Genomic DNA, 19,259 nt, shown 5'->3' on the forward strand with positions numbered 1-19,259 from the left:
AACGGGATTATCACGATGACGCGTCTGGTTTTCAGGATTTTGGCAGCGCTTGGCCTGGCCGCGAGCCTTGGCGGTTTCGCGAGTGCCGCGCACGCCGAAAAGCGTGTCGCGCTCGTCGTCGGCAACAACGACTACAAGAACGTTCCCAAACTCCTGAAGGCCGTCAACGATGCCCGCACCATGGGCGATACGCTGAAGCAGCTCGGCTTCCAGGTGATGGTTGCCGAAAACCAGAACCGCCAGCAATTCTCCGAGACGCTGCTTGCCTTCGACCGGGCGATCGAGCCCGGCGACACCGCGTTCTTCTTCTACGCCGGCCACGGTTTCGAGATCGCGGGCCAGAACTATCTGCTGCCGACCGATGTGCCGGCGGCGACTGAAGGCCAGGAAGAGCTGGTGCGCGACGCTTCCATTCTCGCCGATCGTGTCGTCGAGCGTCTCCAGAACAAGAAGGCGCGCACCTCGATCCTGGTGTTCGACGCCTGCCGCAACAATCCGTTCGAGCGTTCAGGCAACCGCGCCGTCGCCGGTGGTGGCGGGTTGGCGCCGATGGTGCAACTGCCCGAAGGCGTGTTCTCGGTGTTCTCGGCGGGCCCGCGGCAGACCGCGCTCGATCGGCTCTCCAACGACGATGCCAATCCCAATTCGGTGTTCACGCGCACCTTCGCCAAGGAGCTGCTGCAGCCCGGCGAGAACCTGGTGCAGGTGGCGCAGCGCACCCGCCGTCTCGTCAGCGAGATGGCCGATACCGTGAAGCACAGGCAGGTGCCGGTCTATTTCGATCAGATGGTCGATGACGTCTTCCTCAGCGGCACCGCGAAGGATGCTGCCGCCCGGCCGGCCGATCCACCGCCGCAGAAAGTCGCGGCGCTGCCGCCGGTCTCGGTGCCGCGCGTGCCGAAGGAGGAGACCACCAACGCGCCGATCGCAAGCTTCTCCCGGCACAATGGCGGCTGGAGCGTGACGTTCTCCTTCGCCGATCCCACTCTCGGTGTGTCCTGGCGCATGGCCGGCAACGGTGATTTCCGCGAGACCGGCTTCATGGACACGCTCGATCCGCGCACGCGCAAGCGGATGCCGAACCCGTCGATCGAGCTGCCCCCGGACGCGCAGGCCGGCACCATCGAGGTCCGTTATGTCGATGCTTCCGGCGACATGCAGGGCCCGTTCCCGATCAAGTTCGATCCCGAAGCGGCGCTGGTCCGCGATCAACGCAAGATCCTCGACATGACCGCGACGAGCTGGCTGTCGTTCCGCCAGTTCAACGGGCTGCTGGTCTATTACACGCATCTCGTCTCGTACCGTTGTGCGATCCGCGAAGTGCGGATCGGCATCGACACGGCGGTACCGGACAAGGTGCTGAAGATGCCGCCTTGCGATCTCAGAGACCCCTCCGCAATCACCGCCGGCATGCTGCTTTATGAAAAGCTGCCACCCGCGACGCAGTTCATGTCCGTCGAATTGACCTACCGCGACGGCAGCGTGTCCGAGGTCAAAAGCTTCCGCACGGCCAACCGCAGCAACAATTGAGCGGTTGCAGATTGAACATGCTCCCGACGCCCGCTGGCGCTACAATCGATTGAGCGATTGCAGCAGCGAGAGTCGGGTCATGGAAGCAGTCACACAAGATGAACCTGCGCGCGTCCGAAAAGTCCGCTGCTGCATCGTCGGCGGCGGACCGGCCGGCATGATGCTCGGCTATCTCCTCGGTCGTGCCGGCGTCGATGTCGTTGTGCTGGAGAAGCACGCCGATTTCTTCCGCGACTTTCGCGGCGACACCGTGCATCCCTCGACGCTTCAGGTGATGGACGAGCTCGGCCTGATCGACGGTTTCCTCAAGCTGCCGCATCAACGCCTGCAGACGATGGACGGCCTGTTCGGCGGCACCAAGGTGCGGATCGCCGATCTCCGCCGGTTGAATACGAAGTACCCGTTCATCGCTTTCATGCCGCAGTGGGATTTTCTCAACTTCCTGCGCGAGGCGGGCAAGCGCTTCACCTCGCTCGAGGTGCTGATGAACACCGAGGCGGTCGACCTGATCCGCCGCGGCGATGCCATCGCCGGCGTGCGCGCCAGGACGCCCGACGGCATCGTAGACATCGAGGCGGATCTCACCATCGCCTGCGACGGCCGGCATTCGACGGTGCGCGAGCGCGCGGGCCTCAGCGTCGAGGAGATCGGCGCGCCGATGGACGTGCTCTGGTTCCGCGCCGGCCGCAAGCCGGACGAGACCGAAAACCTCTTTGCGCGGATCGAGCCCGGCAAGATGATGGTCACGTTCGATCGCGGCGATTACTGGCAGTGCGCCTATGTCATCGCCAAGGGACAATACGATGCGGTGAAGGCGAGGGGATTGCAGGCGCTGCTCGACGACGTCGTTCGCATGGCACCGGTCCTCAGACAGGGCGTCGCCGATGTGAAGAGTTTTGACGACGTCAAGCTTCTCACTGTCGCGATCAATCGTCTGAGCCGCTGGGCGCGGCCGGGCCTGCTCTGCATCGGCGACGCCGCGCATGCGATGTCGCCGGTGGGCGGCGTCGGCGTCAATCTTGCCGTGCAGGATGCGGTCGCGACCGCCAATTTGCTCGCGGATGACCTGACGCGCGGCTGCCCATCGGAAGATGCGCTCGATGCCGTGCGGCGCCGCCGCGCGTTCCCTGTGAAGATGACGCAGGCGATGCAGGTGATCGTGCAGAACCACATCATCAGCGGCGCGCTTCAGGGCGGCGATCGTCCGCTCACGGTGCCGTTGCCGCTGCGTCTGATCTCCGCATGGCCATGGCTTCAGGGGATTCCGGCGCGCTTCCTTGCGATCGGCGTGCGGCCCGAGCATGTGCGATCGAAGGCAGCGCCAGCGTCGTAACGCAGGAATTTGGTAGGGATAATGCCGCGTTAAATCGCGCACTTTGCGTTGCGTGCCTGCAACAGCGCATCCGGATTCAAAGAGGGCGAAGTGCCAATCCGGCGTCTTAACTTTCTTGATTCAAATTTGAGTAAGAACTGCGTGTGAGCGTGCATCCGTCAAAGGACACGGGATGTACCATGCGTAACAAATTGATTGCCGCCTTCGCCTGCACGACCGCTCTGGTTTCGACCGGCGCCGCTTCCGCCGCCGATCTCGCCGCGCGTCCTTACACCAAGGCGCCCGCCTATATCGAACCTCTGTTCAACTGGACCGGCTTCTATGTCGGCGGCCACATCGGTGGCGCCTGGACCAATGAGCAGTTCATCAACAATGGCGTCGGCGCGCCGTTCGGCGATCTGACGCCGGGCCAGGGCTATCGTCAGCGCGGTACCGGCATCATGGGCGGCGCCCAGATCGGCTACAACTGGCAGGCCAACAACTACGTGTTCGGCATGGAAGGCACGATCTCCGGCCTCGACAACAAGGGCACCGTCGTGAACACCGCGTTCGGCGCGGGCGACGACGTCTTCACCTGGCGTGCGAACGTGCTTGCGACCGTCGTCGGTCGCGCCGGCTTCGCGGTTCAGAACAACCTGTTCTACATCAAGGGCGGCTATGCCGGCGTCAACAACCGCCTGTCGGTGAGCGACACGGTCGGCCCGGCGACGGGTTCGGGCGGTCAGACCCACTGGGCCAACGGCTGGACCGTGGGCGCCGGCTGGGAATACGGCATCACCCGCAACTGGATCGTCGGCCTCGAGTACAACTACGCGGCCTTCGGCAGCCAGACCTATCAGCTCGGCGGCACCTCGGGGAACTACACCTTCGATGCCAAGCCGCGTGACATTCAGTGGGCCGTCGTCCGCGCCAGCTACAAGTTCGACGCCCCCGTCATCGCCCGCTACTGAGCAACGAAGTTCGACGCAACGAACGATTAGGAAGACAAGAAACGATCACTGCCAAAAATTCAAAGCCCCGGCTTCGGCCGGGGCTTTTTTTGCGCGAGTCGCACCCAACGGGAGTGCGGGCAGGCGACGCCGCTGCCTGCGGAATATGGCCGTTTGGCTGTGCACAAACCCGCAGTAGGGAAGGATCGCTTCCATATTTATGTAGCAGGAGGGCAACGCCCCGAAGCGAAATGGCCGAGAAACCAGGCGGGTACGACATTTGGGCTGGGTTTGAGTGAACAGCTGTCCATAAATGTTGATCTGATTATTTTTGCGCATTGGGGATTTGGTTATGAAGAGATATTTCGGATGGGCGTTCGCCACTGCTTCGCTGCTCTCAATTGCCACCATGGGCGCTGCTTCCGCAGCCGATATGGCCGTGAAGGCTCTGCCACCGCCTGCACCGATCTACAGCTGGACCGGCTGGTATGCCGGCGTAAACGGTGGCTGGGCATTTGACACCACGTCCACAGGAAGCTTGGTCGCGTTCACGCCGCCCTTTACGGGAGCGGTGACTGCGGGGGGCACCCCGAGCTTCCTCGGTGCCAAGCACGAAGGTGGTTTTGGTGGTGGGCAGGTCGGCTACAACTGGCAGATGGCCAACTGGCTGGTTGGCGTGGAAACCGACATCCAAGGCGCGGATATCGGTCGCACCTCGACGGTGATTTTCCCGGGGGGCGGAGGCATCGTTCCGAGCGTTTCAACCGGCCGCGACCATATCGATTGGTTCGGCACTCTCCGTGGTCGCGTTGGTGTCACGACTGGTCCGGTTCTCTTCTACGCAACGGGTGGCCTTGCCTACGGTGGCGTCAGGACCAGTGTCACCAATGTCTTCACGCCTGCGACTTCCGGCAATTTCGCAGGCAGCGACAGCAGCACCCGGGTCGGGTGGGCTGCTGGCGCCGGTGTGGAGTGGGGCTTCGCGCCCAATTGGACGGTTAGGGGAGAATATCTGCACGTGGATCTCGGTCGATCGAACGTGACGATGTTCGATCCGGTCAACTTCCCCACCGACTCGGCGACCTATCGTTTCAATCATGTGGTTGATGCGGTGCGCGTCGGCGTGAACTACCGCTTCGGTTCCACGGCTGTCGTCGCGAAATACTGAGTTTCTCCCGCGGATGACTTGATGCAAAGCCCCGGCGCGAGCCGGGGCTTTTTTCATGATCCGTTAGTTGGCTTACGCCATCACCGAGAAGCCGCCGTCGACGGGGATCGCGGTGCCCGTGACGAAGTTCGAGGCTGATGAGGCGAGGAACACCGCGATGCCGGCGAAGTCGTCGATATCGCCCCAGCGCCCCGCAGGCGTACGCGCCAGCACGCGCTCGTGCAGGCCCGACACCTGCTTCCGCGCGCCGCGGGTAAGATCGGTGTCGATCCAGCCCGGCAGGATGGCATTGACTTGGATGTTGTCCGGCGCCCAGGCGTTGGCGCAGGCGCGCGTGTATTGCACGATGCCGCCCTTGCTCGCCGCATAGGCGGTCGCGAAGCTCGCGCCGAAGATCGACATCATCGAGCCGATATTGATCACCTTGCCGTTGCCTGACGCCTTCAGCGCCGGATAGGCCAGCTTCGAGCAGACGAAGGCGCTGGTGAGGTTGGTGTCGATCACCTTGTTCCACTCGTCGAGCTCGAGCTCATGCGGCGGCTTGCGGATGCTCATGCCGGCGTTGTTGATCAGGATGTCGATGCGGCCGAGATCCTTGACGACGCGGTCGATCATCGCGGCGACCGCGGCTTTGTCGGTCACGTCGGTGGTAACGGAAATCGCCTTGACGCCGCGCGCCTTGAGATCGGCAACGGCTGCAGCCGACTTGGTTTCATTGCGTCCGACCACGGCAATATCGGCGCCGGCGTCCGCAAGCCCGTGCGCGAGGCCGAGCCCGATGCCGCCATTGCCCCCTGTGACGATCGCGACCTTGCCGCGGAGATCGAACCGGTTGGATGTCATGCTTTCACTTCCTGGTTTCTTCTATTGGTTGCTTTGCCAGACCAGCACCAGCCCGAAGCCTGCCATGGCGGCGCCATAGCCGGCCCATTGCAGCTGGTTGACCATGAAGCTCGATCGGGGCCAGGCGACCGTGCCCGTGCCTTGTCCGATCCAGAGCAGCCCGACGGCGAGGGCAAACAGGCCTGCCATCAGCAGAAATCTGCGCATGCATTCCTCCCCATTCGACTGCTTCTGTCGCGACCCACGGCAAAACGATCGCCGACAGTCGCGAAAACTTCCCGCAAGACTAGCCGTAGCTTCGGTTCAGATACAATGGCCGCGGACGCAGGGCCGCGGGAAGGATGCATGTCCGTGCGCAAGACCATTCTGGGCGTCGCTGCTGCAGCCGTCCTTGTCGCGGCCTATGCCGCCATTCCGCGGCACGCGGATCTGCGGGCGTTCGATCCGGCCGAAATGGCGCGTCTCGAGACGGCGATGTGGCGCGACTATTACGACAAGCGCTATGTCGCGCTGTTCTACCATCTCTATGAGTCCACACGGACGCAGTTCGGCTTCTCGCCGTTCAGGAGCCTGCATGTCGCGCTGAGCGCTGCCGAGGCGGCCCGGGCGTTCCAGCCGACCCGGTCACGCCGGGAGGCCGATGGAGCCCTGCCGGCACTCGTGGCGTACTACCGCGAGGTCGCAACGGCCGCGCCCGTGGCGTTCGAGGTGGAGGAGGCCGCGCGCCTGGAGCTCGACTGGTGGCAGGCGCGCCGCGAGGCGGTCGGTCCGCAGGACTATGGCCTGACCATCGCGCGCGTGACGGCGCTGACGTACGGCGGCAGCGCGGAGGATGCCGGGATCAGGCGGTTCGGCGTCGCGCGGGCCGAAGCGATGGCTTACCGCGATGCGCGCGGTGAGGGGATTACCGACACCGACTGGGCCGCCATCGAAACCCAGCTGGTCGGCGCCTACCGGTCGCTGAAGGCGAGTGTCGCACGCTAAATGGCCTCAAAACGAAAAAGCCCCGGCGATGCCGGGGCTTTGACGTCTGAAGTGAAGTTCAGCTCAGTACTTTTCGGCTCAGTACTTGGCGACGACCGGGCCGGTCCAGTTGAAGCGGTAGACCAGCGAGGTCGAGATCGTCTGGTTCCAGCTGTTGGCGCGGATGCTGTTGACGCCGGTCGGCAGGTTGGTGACGTTCGAGATCTCGTCCTGGGTCTTGGCGTTGTAGAAGGCCGAACGGTACTCGGTCTTCATGAACCAGCCGGGGGAGGAGATGCCGAAGATGTTCAGGCTGTTCTCGACGCCGCCGCCGACGAAGAAGCCGTTGCGGTTGTAGCCGTTCAGGTGAACGCCGCTCGCGCCGCCAGCCAGGGTCGTGAAGTTGGTGCTGCCGAAGTGAGCGCCGGAGTAACCGCCGTTGACGTAGGAGAGAACGTTCGGAGCGACCAGCCAGCCGAGGCGCACACCAGCGGCCCAAGAGTCTTCCAGCTTCTGGCTGCCAGTGAGGCCGAGGAGCGGATCCTGCACGGTGGAGCGGATGCTGCCGAACTGACCGTCAGCGAACACGCCGGCGACCCAGGTGCCGCTGAACTGCCAGTCGTAGCCGGCGCCGACGGTGCCGAACCAACCCGAACCACCCTGACGCTGGGTGATGGTCAGCGGAACAGCGCCGACGGTCGACTGGACGGACTGGTCGGAGTTCGAGAGACCGCCGCCGCCACCGCCGAACACGTAGAAGCCGGTCCAGCTGGCAACCGGGGCAACCACCGGGGCCTTGACGTAGGGACGGGCAGCAAGGTCGGCCGCCGAGGCCGAACCGGTCATCGCCGCGACCGCGGTCAGTGCGAGTGCAATCTTCTTCATGATAAAATCCCCAACCTTGGTCCGTAGCAGGCGCGAGCGCTCTGAAGTCCGTGTGATCTGATGCCCGGACTATAGACGGTTCTCTCCGAAATGCTGTTGCAGGGCAGGCACAGTTGCCGGAAAACGCCCGCCAGCCGGGTCTAGGGGCGGTCTTGCTCGGTTTCAGAAAAACCATGTAGTTTCAATTCATTACGCGAATTTCGGCGTCTCCCGTTTCGGTAGGTTTTCGTTAGGAATTCGCCTTTGTCCGAAACGGAGGCAATCCTGCCTCAGCCCTTGGCTTGCCGTCGGGCCACTGTGAGTCGCTGGCCGAGTCGCGCTTTGGAGGATGCGAATCCCGCGGATCGATCGTCGGCGAGGGGCTGCACCGTCTCCGCAAATGAAAAAGCCCCGGCGTCGGCCGGGGCTTTTCAGCGGGAACCGCCGTCTCAGACGTCGAGCAGCTCGTCGCTGGCGAACTCGGCCTTGTCGGAGATGAAGGCGAAACGTGCCTCGGCCTTGGTGCCCATCAGGCGCTCGACCGAGTCGGCCGTGGTGTCGCGATCGTCGGGCAGCAGGACCACCTTGAGCAGCGTCCGCTTGACCGGATCCATGGTGGTTTCCTTGAGCTGCGCCGGCATCATCTCGCCGAGGCCTTTGAAGCGATTCACCTCGACCTTGGCGTTGGCGTTGAACGCGCTCTTGATCAGCTCTTCCTTGTGCTTGTCGTCGCGCGCGTAGACCGACTTCTGGCCGTGGGTCAGCTTGTAGAGCGGTGGCACGGCGAGGAAGAGATGTCCTTCGTCGATCAGTTTCGGTATCTGCCGGTAGAAGAAGGTGATCAGCAGCGAAGCGATGTGCGCGCCGTCGACGTCGGCGTCGGTCATGATGATGATGCGCTGATAGCGCAGATCCTCTTCGCGATACTGCAGGAGCTGGCCGCAGCCGATCGCCTGCACGAGGTCGGAGAGCTGGGCGTTCGCCGTCAGCTTGTCCTTGCCTGCGGAGGCGACGTTGAGGATTTTTCCGCGCAACGGCAGCACGGCTTGCGTCTTGCGATCGCGCGCCTGCTTGGCGCTGCCGCCGGCCGAGTCACCCTCGACGATGAAAAGCTCGGAGCCTTCGGTGCCGGCGTCGGTGCAGTCGGCGAGCTTGCCGGGCAGGCGCAGCTTCTTGCCGGCGGTCTTGCGCGCCGTCTCCTTTTCCTGACGACGGCGCAGCCGCTCTTCAGCGCGGTCGATCACGAAGTCGAGCAGCCGGTTGGCCATGTTCGGATTGCCCGACAGCCAATGGTCGAACGGATCCTTCATCGCCTGTTCGACGATCCGCTGCGCTTCCGCAGTAGCCAGACGATCCTTGGTTTGGCCCTGGAATTCAGGCTCGCGCACGAACACCGACAGCATCACGGCGGCGCCAACCATCACGTCTTCCGAGGTGATGGACGAGGCACGCTTGCCCTGGCCGACGCGCTCGGCGTGATCCTTCAGGCCGCGCAGCAGCGCGCTGCGCAGGCCGGATTCGTGCGTGCCGCCATCGGGCGTCGGCACGGTGTTGGTGTAGGAGGAGAGGAAGCCGTCCGCATCCGCGGTCCACGCAACGGCCCATTCGCAGGCGCCATGTGCGCCGTTGCGGCCCGACTTGCCGGAGAAGATGTCGGGATGCACCAGCGTGTCGGCGTGGATCGCCGCGGCCAGATAATCCTTGAGGCCGCCGGGGAAGTGGAAGGTCGCTTCCGCCGGCACGTCCTCGACGCCCTTGAGCAGCTCGGGCGCGCAATTCCAGCGGATTTCGACGCCGCCGAACAGATACGCTTTCGAGCGCGTCATCTTGAACAGGCGCTGCGGCTTGAACGCGGCCTTGGCGCCGAAGATGTCGGTGTCGGGTTTGAACCGCACGCGCGTGCCGCGGCGGTTGTTGACCTTGCCGAGGTCCTCGAGCTTGCCCTTGGGGTGGCCGCGCTCGAAATTCATGCGGTAGAGCTTCTGGCTGCGCGCGACTTCGACCTCGAGCCGCGAGGAGAGGGCGTTCACGACGGAGATGCCGACGCCGTGCAGACCGCCCGAGGTCTCGTAGACCTTGCTGTCGAACTTGCCGCCCGAATGCAGCGTGCACATGATGACTTCAAGCGCCGACTTCTTCGGGAACTTCGGATGCGGATCGATCGGGATGCCGCGACCATTGTCGGTGACGGTGAGGAAGCCGTCTGCCGAAAGCTCGACGCCGATGAATGTTGCGTGTCCCGCCAGCGCCTCGTCCATCGAGTTGTCGATGACTTCGGCGAACAGGTGGTGCAGCGCCTTCTCGTCGGTGCCGCCGATATACATGCCGGGCCGGCGCCGGACCGGTTCCAGGCCCTCGAGCACCTCGATGTCGGCGGCCGTGTAATCGGCCTCGCCACCGCTCGCGCGTGGCGCTGCCTTCGCGGCAGTCGCGCGTCCCTTCGGCTCATTGCCGTCGAACAAATCGTCTTTGCTTTTTGTTTTCAACTGCTTGGACATATATCTTGATGCGTTTTGAGGGCCGCAGAAGCGGCGAATCGGTTAGGCCGACTATGCCACTTCTGGCCCCGAAAGGTTACCGCAGCGCCGGCCGGACGCTGTGGGTGGGAGCTAATGCCGGCGATTTTACGCCGCAAGCCAACCAAGTCCCGGCAATTTGACGCTGCTGTCCGGCCATAGCCGGTTTTTGTGACTTGATGTCACACAACCCCTTGGCTTACCAGTCTTTTCCATCTGACAGGACCTCGAGGCGGGGCGGGAAGGCTATTCTGGAATGGAGCAGTACGCGCACGCACTGGCCGATTTCGTGCGCCATCACCAGGCTTGGGCTGCTCCGATCGTGTTCCTGCTGGCGTTCGGGGAATCGCTGGCCTTCATCTCGCTGCTGATCCCGGCCTGGGGCGCGCTGGTCGCCATCGGCGCCCTGATCGGGGTGAGCGGCATCAGCTTTTATCCGGTCTGGATCGCCGGAGGCATTGGTGCCGCGCTGGGCGACTGGGTCTCCTACTGGTTCGGCTTTCGTTACAAGGAGCGGGTCGCACAGATGTGGCCGCTCTCGCGCTATCCGGAACTTCTGCCCAAGGGCGAGGCCTTCGTGCGCACCTGGGGCGTGCCCAGCATCTTCATCGGCCGCTTCTTCGGCCCCTTGCGCGCCTCCGTGCCGCTCGCCGCCGGCATTTTCGAAATGCCGTACTGGAGCTTCCAGGCCGCCAATTTCGTCTCGGCGCTGGTCTGGTCGGCGGCACTCCTGCTGTTCGGCGACGTGATCGCGAAGATCATGGAATGGCTCTGGCGGGTGATCTGACGCCGCGAACCTTGACGGAAACCGCATCTCGCCCTATAGCCGCGCGCCATGATCAACGCCGCGACCATCCTGTTCGCCCGTCGCCGCCGCCGCTCTTTAGCGGTTTGGGCGGTCGATCGCGTTTGAGATCATCGTCTTTGCCGCTGGATCCGATCCGCGGCATTCTCTCTCCTGTCAGCGCGATCTGATCCGGCGGCCCCCAAGGAGGCCCAGCAGGAGACCACGATGTACACGCCACCCTTTTTCAAGCCGGACCGCGCCACGAGCCTGAAATTCGCAGGCGAGCGCGGTTTCGGCACCATCTGCGCCTTCGATGGCCAAAAGCCGATCGCGTCGCCGCTGCCGTTCTATCTAACCTATTCCGCCGACGGCACGCCGCAGGCCGCCTTTCATGTCGCCCGTCACAATCCGCTGGTAAAGCTTGCGGATGGCGCGACGTCCTGGCTGCTCGCGGTCAACGGCCCCGATGCCTACGTATCGCCCGACTGGTACGTCTCGCCGGATCAGGTGCCGACCTGGCTCTACCAGTCGGTGCATTTGAGCGGAGCTGTCAGGCTGTTGTCGGACGATGAGTTGGCGCTGCAGATCGACACGCTCAGCGACATCTTCGAGAACTGGCTGATGCCAAAGAAGCCGTGGACGTCGGCCAAGATGACGGCGGGCCGGCTCGAGACGATGAAGAAGGGGATCGTGGGTCTGGTGATGATGGTCGAAGAGGTCGAAGGCAGCTTCAAGCTCAACCAGCACAAGTCCGATGCCGACTATATGGCGATCGCCGATGCGCTGGGCTCGCAGGCGGATGCGGACTCGCGCGCGATCGCAAGCCTGATGCGCGAAGCGAGACCGTTGGCCTTCGCAACAGATGCGATACAAGCACAACAAGCGCTTGCGCCTGAAGGGGGCGTGTGATGAGCACGAAGAAGAAGATCGGTATTCTCGGCGCGTCCGGTTACACCGGAGCCGACGCGGTGCGCCTGCTGGCACGGCACCCGAATGCCGAGATCACCGCGCTCACCGCCAACACCCATGCCGGCAAGGCCATGAGTGAAGTGTTTCCGCACTTCTTCATGCTCGAGCTGCCAAGGCTCGTGGAGTGGCAGAAGGTCGACTGGACCAAGCTCGACGCAGTGCTCTGCGGGCTGCCGCACGGCACCACGCAAGAGATCATCGCGGCCGTGCTCAAGGCCAATCCGAAGATCAGGATCCTCGATATGTCCGCGGATTTTCGCCCGCGCAACAAGGACACCTACGCGCAGTGGTACGGCCATGAGCACCGCGCGCTCGAACTGCAAGGTGAAGCGGTCTATGGGTTGACCGAATTCTACCGGGAGAAGATCGCTTCGGCACGGCTGGTCGCCTGTCCCGGCTGTTATCCGACCGCGGCGTTGCTGGCGTTGGTTCCGCTGGCGAAGGCCAGGCTGATCGACGTTGATGACATCATCATTGACGCGAAATCGGGCCTCACCGGAGCCGGTCGCGGGCTGAAGCAGAACACGCTGTTCAGCGAAGCGGGCGAGGGGCTGTCGCCCTATTCGGTCGGCACGCACCGGCATGCGCCTGAAATCGAGCAGGAGATCAGCCTTGCTGCGGGCTCGGCGGTGACGGTGAATTTCACGCCGCATCTGATTCCGATGGCGCGGGGCGAATTCTGTACCTCCTACGTCAAGCTCAACGGTGCAACGCCCGACGATTTGCGGGCGGCGCTGCAGAATGCGTACGCGAACGAGCCGTTCGTGCATGTCGCCCCAAAGGGCGTGCTGCCACAGACGCAGAACGTGCGCGGCTCCAACTATGTCCAGATCGGCGTCGTTGCCGACCGCATCAAGGATCGGGCGATCGTGCTTTCGACGCTCGACAATCTGGTGAAGGGCTCGGCCGGTCAGGCGATCCAGAACATGAACCTGATGTTCGGATTTCCTGAGACCGCAGGGCTTGAGCAGATCGCGCTGTTTCCATAAGGCGAGGCGCCGACGGTGATACGAACAAGCTCGAAAGGAGCGTGCCATGAGTCTTTCTGAAGTCGACGCCAAACAGGCCTCGAGCAGCGCCGCAACGACAAAGCCCGCCACCGTCTTCGTCGACGGCGGCTCCGGCACGACCGGGCTCGGCATCAATGAGCGGCTCAAGCTGCAGAACGACGTCGTGGTGAAGACCATTGCCGACGACAAGCGCAAGGATCCTGCGGCCAAGAAGGCGCTGATGGAGGAGGTGGATCTCGTCATCCTCTGCCTGCCCGATGATGCCGCCAGGGAAACGGTCGCGCTGATCGACAGCATGGGCACCTCGGGCCCGAAGGTGCTCGACGCCTCGACCGCCTACCGGGTTGCGCCGGACTGGGCCTACGGCTTTCCGGAGCTCGCCCCGGACCAGGCCAGCAGGATCAAGGCCGCGAAGAAGGTCTCCAATCCCGGCTGCTATCCGACCGGCGGCATCGCGCTGCTGCGGCCGATCGTGGATGCCGGCCTGTTGCCGCCTGACTATCCCATCAGCGTCAATGCGGTGAGCGGCTATTCCGGCGGCGGCAAGTCGATGATCGCGAGCTTTGAAGACGGCAGCGCGCCGTCCTTCGAGCTCTATGGCCTCGGCTTCGAGCACAAGCATCTGCCGGAGCTGCAGCTCTATTCGAACCTGACCCGGCGGCCGATCTTCATTCCCTCGGTCGGCAATTACCGGCAGGGCATGCTGGTCTCGATCCCGCTCCAGCTCGACACGCTGCCGGGCAAGCCCAGCGGCGCCGATCTGCAGGCCGCGCTCGCAAAACGCTACGCGGGTTCGAAATACGTCTCGGCGATGCCGCTTCAGAACGAAGCGACCAAGGGCGGCCGGCTCGAACCGGAAGCGCTCAACGAGACCAACATGCTCGAGCTCTACGTCTTCGCCAGCGACAAGTATCACCAGGCGGTGCTGGTCGCGCGGCTGGACAATCTCGGCAAGGGCGCCTCGGGCGCAGCCGTGCAGAACATGCGGCTGATGCTGGAGCTGCCGGAGGAGTAGGGCGCTGTTCGCCGCACGCAGAGCAGCACTTCTTCAGTGATGCGCTGCGTGCGGGACTCCAGACCTCAGTACTTGGCGATGACCGGGCCGCCGAACTTGTAGTTGATGCGGGCCGTGATCAGGTCGACATCCTGACGAATGCTATCGGTGCGCGAGAACGTGCCGACCGGCGCGAGCGCGCCGTTGGCCGTGAGCGTGACGTCGTGGCGGCCCATGAACAGGTGATCGTATTCGAGGCCGACCGACCAGTTCGGGGCAAAACCGTACTCGAAGCCGACGCCGACCGTGCCGCCCCAGCGGGTCTCGTTGGCACCATCGAACTCGGCCCCGGCAAGACCGCCTGTACCGATGCCGCGGTACTGATTGCTGGTGACCGCGGCGCCGCCCTTCACATAGAGCAGCGCATTGTTCCAGGCGTAGCCGACCTGGCCGGTGAACAGCCCGAAGGCGTCGATATGGGTGCGGTTCGCGACGCCAAGCACGGCGCTGGTATTCCGACCCGAGAGATCGGCCCAGTCACCCTGCGCTTCGAGGCCAAACACGAAGGCGCTGCTCTGCCAGCGATAGCCGATCTGGCCGCCGGCGACGGCGCCCGTCGCATCATGGCAGCCTTCGGCGATGCCGACCGGGAAGCCGGCGGTTCCGTTCCAGCAATTGTGCGAGGAGCCATAGCCACCGTTGGCGCCGATGTAGAAGCCGCTCCAGTCATAGACGGTGGCGATCATCGGCGGCGCCTTGGTGTAGGGGCGGGCAGCGAGGTCGGCAGCGTTGGCTTGCGTCGCGACGGCGGCGAGCGAAACCGCGCCGAGTGCGAAAATCATTTTCCGGTTCATGTCTGTTCCGAATCAATCAATTGCGATGCGTGAATTTTGCTGTGGATGGGTGACAACCTGTACGGGCAATCTGTCGCGCCAGTCGGTTTTTGCCGCACTGTCATCCTTCGGCAACAGCTGCGGTTGATGGCGGACAGCCGTCAGGGTGCGCAGGCCTGAAGCCTTCGCTAGGCATCGCCCCGCATGCGGGGTGCGCAGTCAGAAGATCTTGAAGATCGCCAGCGCCAGCACGGCCTGCGCGAGGAAGCCGACGGTGAAGGCGAGGGTGCGGAACACGGGAATGCCGAGCGCGTAGACGATCAGATGCGCGACGCGCGACCAGAAATAGACCACGCAGGCGAGCACCGTCCATTTCGAGGAGTAGTCGATCGCGTTCAGGATCAGCACCAGCGGGGCGAACAGCACGAGGTTCTCGACGGCATTGTCATGCGCGAACATCAAGCGGTTCGCCCATTCCGACTGCGGCTTGTCGCCGCGGGAGGGATTGGCCATCGCGCCGCCGAGGCCCCGAATCTGGCAGCGGTTGATGGTGTAGGGAATCCAGAGGATCCCGGTCAGGATCACCGTGCACGTCAGCCAGAACAATTCGCGCGTCATAACCCGGTCCCCTCCAAATCGATGTCGTGAGCTTATACGAAAGCGCGCGGCATTGCGCTATGCGCGCACCCTGACATAGCTGCCCGGAGCGTCCTCGATCGGCGGCTGCGCCTCGGTACCGACGCTGCGCGCGGGCACTTCCTCCGGATCGAGCCCGCCGAGCCATTCGCGCCAATCCGGCCACCAGGAGCCCTTGTGCTCCACCGCGCCCTTCATCCACTGGGCGACGTTGACGTCCTTGATGTTGTCGTTGGTCCAGTACTGATACTTGTTCGAGGCCGGCGGATTGACGACGCCGGCGATGTGGCCGGAGCCGGAGAGCACGTATTTCACCGGGCCGCCAAAGAACTGCGAGCCGTACAGCACGGATTCCGCCGGCGCGATGTGGTCCTCGCGCGTGGCGAGGTTGTAGACGGGCACCATGACCTTGGAGAGGTCGAGCAGCGTGTTGTCGAGCACCATGGTGCCGGTCGACAACCGGTTCTCCAGATAGCAGTTGCGCAAGTAATAGGAATGATTCGCCTGGGTCATCCGTGTCGCGTCGGAATTCCAGTGCAGCAGGTCGAACGCACTCGGCTGCTGGCCTTTGAGATAGTTGCTGACCACGTAGGACCAGATCAGGTCGTTGGAGCGCAGCATGTTGAAGGCCATCGCCATCTTCGAGCCTTCGAGCACGCCGGACGCCTTCATGTCCTGCTCGAGCGCCGTGATCTGGCCCTCGTCGACGAACACCAGGAGATCGCCGGCATGGGTGAAGTCGACCTGGGCGGCAAAGAACGTCGCCGAGGTCACGCGCTGGCGCCGCTTCTCGGCGAGCCAGGCCAGCGTGGTCGCGAGCATGGTGCCGCCGACGCAATAGCCGGCGGTGTGGACCTTCATCTCGCCGGTGACGCGCTCGATCACGTCCATCGCCGTGAGCGGGCCTTCCTTCATGTAGTCTTCCCAGCTCTTGGCGCCGAGCTTCTTGTCGGGATTGACCCATGAGATCACGAACACGGTGATGCCCTGGTCGACGCACCACTTGATGTAGGATTTCTCCGGCTTGAGATCGAGAATGTAGAACTTGTTGATCCAGGGCGGCACGATCAGCAGCGGCGTGCGCAGCACCTTCTCCGTGGTCGGAGAATACTGGATCAGCTGCATCATCTCGTTCTGGTAGATCACCTTGCCCGGCGTCGTCGCCATGTTGACGCCGACGACGAGGTTGTCCGGATTGGACTGGCGGATCTTCAGCATGCCCTTGCCGGCGGCGATGTCCTCCGCCAGCATCGTCAGGCCGCGCGCGAGGTTCTCGCCGCTGCTGGCAACCGTCTCGCGCAGCACTTCCGGATTGGTCAGCACGAAGTTCGACGGCGAGATCGCGTTGGTGACCTGCTGCATGTAGAACTCGGCCTTGCGCCGCGTCTGCGGATCGAGCCCCTCGGCATCGTGCACCAGCTCCTGTGCCCATTTGGTCGTGAGCAGATAGAGCTGCATCATGAAATCGAAGAACTGGTTCGACTTCCATTCCGGATCGGCAAAGCGCTTGTCGCGCGGCGAGGGCGCGATCGCGGGCTGGGCCTCCTGGCCGGCCATCCGCCGTGCGGCCGAACCCCAGAGATCGAGATAGTCCTTGGCGAGCTTGGTCTGGAGGTCGGACGACCGCGACTGGTCCGACAGCCAGTATTCGGCGACCGACGTGAAGGTCTTCACGACCTCGGCGAGCTCGGCCGGCGGACGGTCCTGCACCTCGCCGGTTTCGCGCGGCTTCAGATATGCGGCGAGCGCCTTGCCGCCGCTCTCCATGGCCCGCGCGACATTCATCGCGAAGGCTTCCGCATCGAACTTCGTTTCGGAGTTTGTCCCGGATTTGGGCGTGTCGGTCGTGGCGCTACTCATGAAGGCGACAGTAACGATTCATTCCCTATTCGTCACCGCGAAGCTCGCTGGTTTTGCGTTAAACACGCGCGGAAGATGTGCTGCACTGCGACAAGGCTTCTTGCTTTTGTCACAATCGCAGTGCACCTCTCCTGGTGTGGGCCTTGGATGATTTCTCGCTCGTACCATTTGTGGGCAGCAATGGTTTGAGCTTGGGCAGGTTGTTGGGATAAGCTCCCACAGCCTCGCATGGGACGAGTAGGGGAATTCCCAGGTGTTTGCGTTGTGGGACCTGCAAAAGTCGCGGCTTGCCGGCTGCGTGCTGCTGATGGCGGCGCTCGCGCTGGGCGGCTGTTCGAGTCAGCTCGCGGACATGTCGGCCGCCGACACGCCGGCTCATCCCAAGGAGCCCGGGGCCTATCTGCCGGTGCACGATTTGCCGCCGGATCGTGATCAGGCGATCATCCCGCCAGAGCAGCGCGCCAAGATCGAGGCCGAGCTTGCGGCCGCCCGCGACCGCCAGGCCGTCGCCGCCAAGGACGCCAAGTAAGCTCCGCCGATTCGGCGCGGGACGGCCATCGCAGGGCGCGCAAGGTAATCGCTGGCGCCCCCGCCACTCCGTGCTAAAAAGACTTCAATTCAGCCGAGAGTCAGGGCGAAGGAGTTCAGTCCTCGTCGCCGAAAATTGCTCCAAGTATTTGATTTTGAGCAATTTTTGTGTGTGGGGCGAGATCTCCTCGAAGGGTGGTCATCGCCCATCGATTCTGTCCTGACCGGTTGCCCGGAGCCCAGAGAGCCATGGACGATTTTTACCGCATCCGCCGCCTTCCGCCTTACGTGTTCGAGCAGGTCAATCGGGCCAAGGCGGCCGCGCGGAATGCCGGTGCCGATATCATCGATCTCGGCATGGGCAACCCGGATCTGCCGGCGCCGCCGCATGTGCTGGAGAAGCTCAAGGAGACGCTCGGCAAGCCGCGCACTGACCGCTACTCGGCCTCCCGCGGCATCCCCGGCCTGCGCCGGGCCCAGGCCGCTTACTACGAGCGCCGCTTCGGCGTGAAGCTCAACCCAGACACCCAGGTCGTGGCGACGCTGGGATCGAAAGAGGGGTTTGCCAATGTGGCCCAGGCGATCACCGCGCCGGGCGACGTCATCCTCTGCCCGAACCCGAGCTACCCGATTCACGCCTTCGGCTTTTTGATGGCGGGCGGCGTGATCCGCTCGGTGCCGTCGGAGCCGACGCCGCAATTCTTCGAGGCGGTGGAGCGGGCGATCGTGCATTCGATCCCGAAGCCGCTCGCGCTCGTGGTCTGCTATCCCTCGAACCCGACCGCCTATGTCGCGAGCCTCGATTTCTACAAGGACCTCGTCGCCTTCGCGAAGAAGCACGAGATCCTGATCCTGTCCGACCTCGCTTATGCCGAAGTCTATTTCGACGAGAGCAACCCGCCACCCTCGGTGCTCCAGGTGCCCGGCGCGATCGACGTCACCGTCGAGTTCACCTCGATGTCGAAGACCTATTCGATGGCCGGCTGGCGCATGGGCTTTGCGGTCGGCAATGATCGCGTGATCGCGGCACTCGCCCGCGTCAAATCCTACCTCGACTACGGCGCATTCACGCCGGTGCAGGTCGCTGCGACCGCGGCGCTGAACGGCCCTGACGACTGCATCAAGGAGATGCGCGACACCTATCGCAAGCGCCGCGATGCGCTGGTGGAATCGTTCGGCCGCGCCGGCTGGGAGATTCCGCCGCCGGAGGCCTCGATGTTCGCCTGGGTGCCGCTGCCCGAAGCGTTCCGCAGCGTCGGCAGCATGCAGTTCGCGACCCTGATGGTGGAGAAATCCGGCGTCGCGGTCTCGCCCGGCGTCGGCTTCGGCGAGCATGGCGAAGGATATGTCCGCATCGCCATGGTGGAAAACGAGCAACGGATCAGGCAGGCCGCGCGCGGCGTGCGCCGCTTCCTTGAAAGCGGCATCGAAACGTTGCACAACGTCGTTCCGCTCGCCAATCGGCGCTAATTCTCTTCAAGTTCTCTTCGACAGGT

The 19,259-nt window shown here is 63.7% G+C and carries 18 protein-coding genes; 11 read left to right on the top strand and 7 right to left on the bottom strand.

All coding sequences use genetic code 11. From position 1 onward, the window contains the following. The first annotated feature begins 15 nt into the window (after positions 1 to 15). The 4 genes from NLM31_RS21450 (at position 16) to NLM31_RS21465 (ending at position 4,960) form a co-directional block, all read left to right on the top strand. Positions 16 to 1,530: a caspase family protein gene (locus NLM31_RS21450; protein ID WP_254193553.1), complete on the top strand. Its 1,515-nt coding sequence runs from the start codon at positions 16 to 18 to the stop codon at positions 1,528 to 1,530. A 79-nt stretch (positions 1,531 to 1,609) separates the two neighbouring features. Further along, positions 1,610 to 2,863 carry an FAD-dependent oxidoreductase gene (locus NLM31_RS21455; RefSeq protein ID WP_254193554.1) on the top strand — a complete coding sequence of 418 codons (1,254 nt, stop codon included), beginning with the start codon at positions 1,610 to 1,612 and terminating at the stop codon, positions 2,861 to 2,863. A 179-nt stretch (positions 2,864 to 3,042) separates the two neighbouring features. Continuing rightward, positions 3,043 to 3,813 (top strand): outer membrane protein, encoded by a 771-nt coding sequence (locus NLM31_RS21460; protein WP_254131239.1) that lies wholly within the window; start codon positions 3,043 to 3,045, stop codon positions 3,811 to 3,813. Positions 3,814 to 4,144: 331 nt separating this feature from the next. Beyond that, entirely contained in the window at positions 4,145 to 4,960 is an 816-nt protein-coding gene (locus NLM31_RS21465; protein ID WP_254131240.1) for an outer membrane protein, read from the top strand. A gap of 72 nt (positions 4,961 to 5,032) precedes the next feature. On the opposite strand, the gene NLM31_RS21470 is transcribed toward NLM31_RS21465, so the two are convergent. Together NLM31_RS21470 and NLM31_RS21475 are read right to left on the bottom strand one after the other, a co-directional pair. Then, positions 5,033 to 5,803 carry an SDR family NAD(P)-dependent oxidoreductase gene (locus NLM31_RS21470; RefSeq protein ID WP_254131241.1) on the bottom strand — a complete coding sequence of 257 codons (771 nt, stop codon included), beginning with the start codon at positions 5,801 to 5,803 and terminating at the stop codon, positions 5,033 to 5,035. A gap of 21 nt (positions 5,804 to 5,824) precedes the next feature. After that, a complete protein-coding gene (locus tag NLM31_RS21475) occupies positions 5,825 to 6,010 on the bottom strand; it encodes a hypothetical protein (protein WP_254193555.1) in 186 nt (61 codons plus the stop codon). Positions 6,011 to 6,148: 138 nt separating this feature from the next. Between NLM31_RS21475 and NLM31_RS21480 the strand changes: the two genes are divergently transcribed. Then, on the top strand, positions 6,149 to 6,787 hold the full coding sequence (locus tag NLM31_RS21480) for a hypothetical protein (protein WP_254193556.1): 639 nt from the start codon (positions 6,149 to 6,151) through the stop codon (positions 6,785 to 6,787). Positions 6,788 to 6,865: 78 nt separating this feature from the next. On the opposite strand, the gene NLM31_RS21485 is transcribed toward NLM31_RS21480, so the two are convergent. Both NLM31_RS21485 and parE read right to left on the bottom strand, forming a co-directional pair. Continuing rightward, entirely contained in the window at positions 6,866 to 7,651 is a 786-nt protein-coding gene (locus tag NLM31_RS21485; protein ID WP_254193557.1) for an outer membrane protein, read from the bottom strand. A gap of 428 nt (positions 7,652 to 8,079) precedes the next feature. Then, the gene (gene parE / locus NLM31_RS21490; protein ID WP_254193558.1) at positions 8,080 to 10,128 is read right to left on the bottom strand and encodes a DNA topoisomerase IV subunit B; all 2,049 of its coding nucleotides are present in this window, start codon (positions 10,126 to 10,128) and stop codon (positions 8,080 to 8,082) included. A gap of 274 nt (positions 10,129 to 10,402) precedes the next feature. Between parE and NLM31_RS21495 the strand changes: the two genes are divergently transcribed. The 4 genes from NLM31_RS21495 (at position 10,403) to argC (NLM31_RS21510) (ending at position 13,927) form a co-directional block, all read left to right on the top strand. Continuing rightward, positions 10,403 to 10,933: a DedA family protein gene (locus NLM31_RS21495; RefSeq protein WP_254193559.1), complete on the top strand. Its 531-nt coding sequence runs from the start codon at positions 10,403 to 10,405 to the stop codon at positions 10,931 to 10,933. A gap of 225 nt (positions 10,934 to 11,158) precedes the next feature. Continuing rightward, positions 11,159 to 11,842, top strand: a complete 684-nt coding sequence (locus tag NLM31_RS21500; protein WP_254193560.1) for an FMN-binding negative transcriptional regulator — start codon at positions 11,159 to 11,161, stop codon at positions 11,840 to 11,842. Continuing rightward, on the top strand, positions 11,842 to 12,891 hold the full coding sequence (argC, locus tag NLM31_RS21505) for an N-acetyl-gamma-glutamyl-phosphate reductase (protein WP_254193561.1): 1,050 nt from the start codon (positions 11,842 to 11,844) through the stop codon (positions 12,889 to 12,891). The genes NLM31_RS21500 and argC (NLM31_RS21505) overlap by 1 nt, the downstream gene beginning before the upstream one ends. Positions 12,892 to 12,937: 46 nt before the next feature. Next, complete coding sequence (gene argC, locus NLM31_RS21510; RefSeq protein WP_254193562.1) at positions 12,938 to 13,927, top strand: N-acetyl-gamma-glutamyl-phosphate reductase; 990 nt, start codon at positions 12,938 to 12,940, stop codon at positions 13,925 to 13,927. Positions 13,928 to 13,992: 65 nt separating this feature from the next. On the opposite strand, the gene NLM31_RS21515 is transcribed toward argC (NLM31_RS21510), so the two are convergent. The 3 genes from NLM31_RS21515 to NLM31_RS21525 all read right to left on the bottom strand — a co-directional run bounded on the left by NLM31_RS21515 (position 13,993) and on the right by NLM31_RS21525 (position 17,235). Further along, entirely contained in the window at positions 13,993 to 14,760 is a 768-nt protein-coding gene (locus NLM31_RS21515; protein ID WP_254193563.1) for an outer membrane protein, read from the bottom strand. 198 nt (positions 14,761 to 14,958) lie between these two features. Beyond that, on the bottom strand, positions 14,959 to 15,357 hold the full coding sequence (locus NLM31_RS21520) for an MAPEG family protein (RefSeq protein ID WP_254193564.1): 399 nt from the start codon (positions 15,355 to 15,357) through the stop codon (positions 14,959 to 14,961). Between the two features lie 57 nt (positions 15,358 to 15,414). Then, entirely contained in the window at positions 15,415 to 17,235 is a 1,821-nt protein-coding gene (locus NLM31_RS21525; protein ID WP_254193565.1) for an alpha/beta hydrolase, read from the bottom strand. A gap of 253 nt (positions 17,236 to 17,488) precedes the next feature. Between NLM31_RS21525 and NLM31_RS21530 the strand changes: the two genes are divergently transcribed. Together NLM31_RS21530 and NLM31_RS21535 are read left to right on the top strand one after the other, a co-directional pair. After that, positions 17,489 to 17,764: a hypothetical protein gene (locus tag NLM31_RS21530; protein ID WP_254131252.1), complete on the top strand. Its 276-nt coding sequence runs from the start codon at positions 17,489 to 17,491 to the stop codon at positions 17,762 to 17,764. Between the two features lie 248 nt (positions 17,765 to 18,012). After that, on the top strand, positions 18,013 to 19,233 hold the full coding sequence (locus NLM31_RS21535; RefSeq protein ID WP_254131253.1) for an LL-diaminopimelate aminotransferase: 1,221 nt from the start codon (positions 18,013 to 18,015) through the stop codon (positions 19,231 to 19,233). Positions 19,234 to 19,259 lie beyond the last annotated feature (26 nt).

This window comes from Bradyrhizobium sp. CCGUVB4N (genome assembly GCF_024199945.1).
Classification (GTDB): domain Bacteria; phylum Pseudomonadota; class Alphaproteobacteria; order Rhizobiales; family Xanthobacteraceae; genus Bradyrhizobium.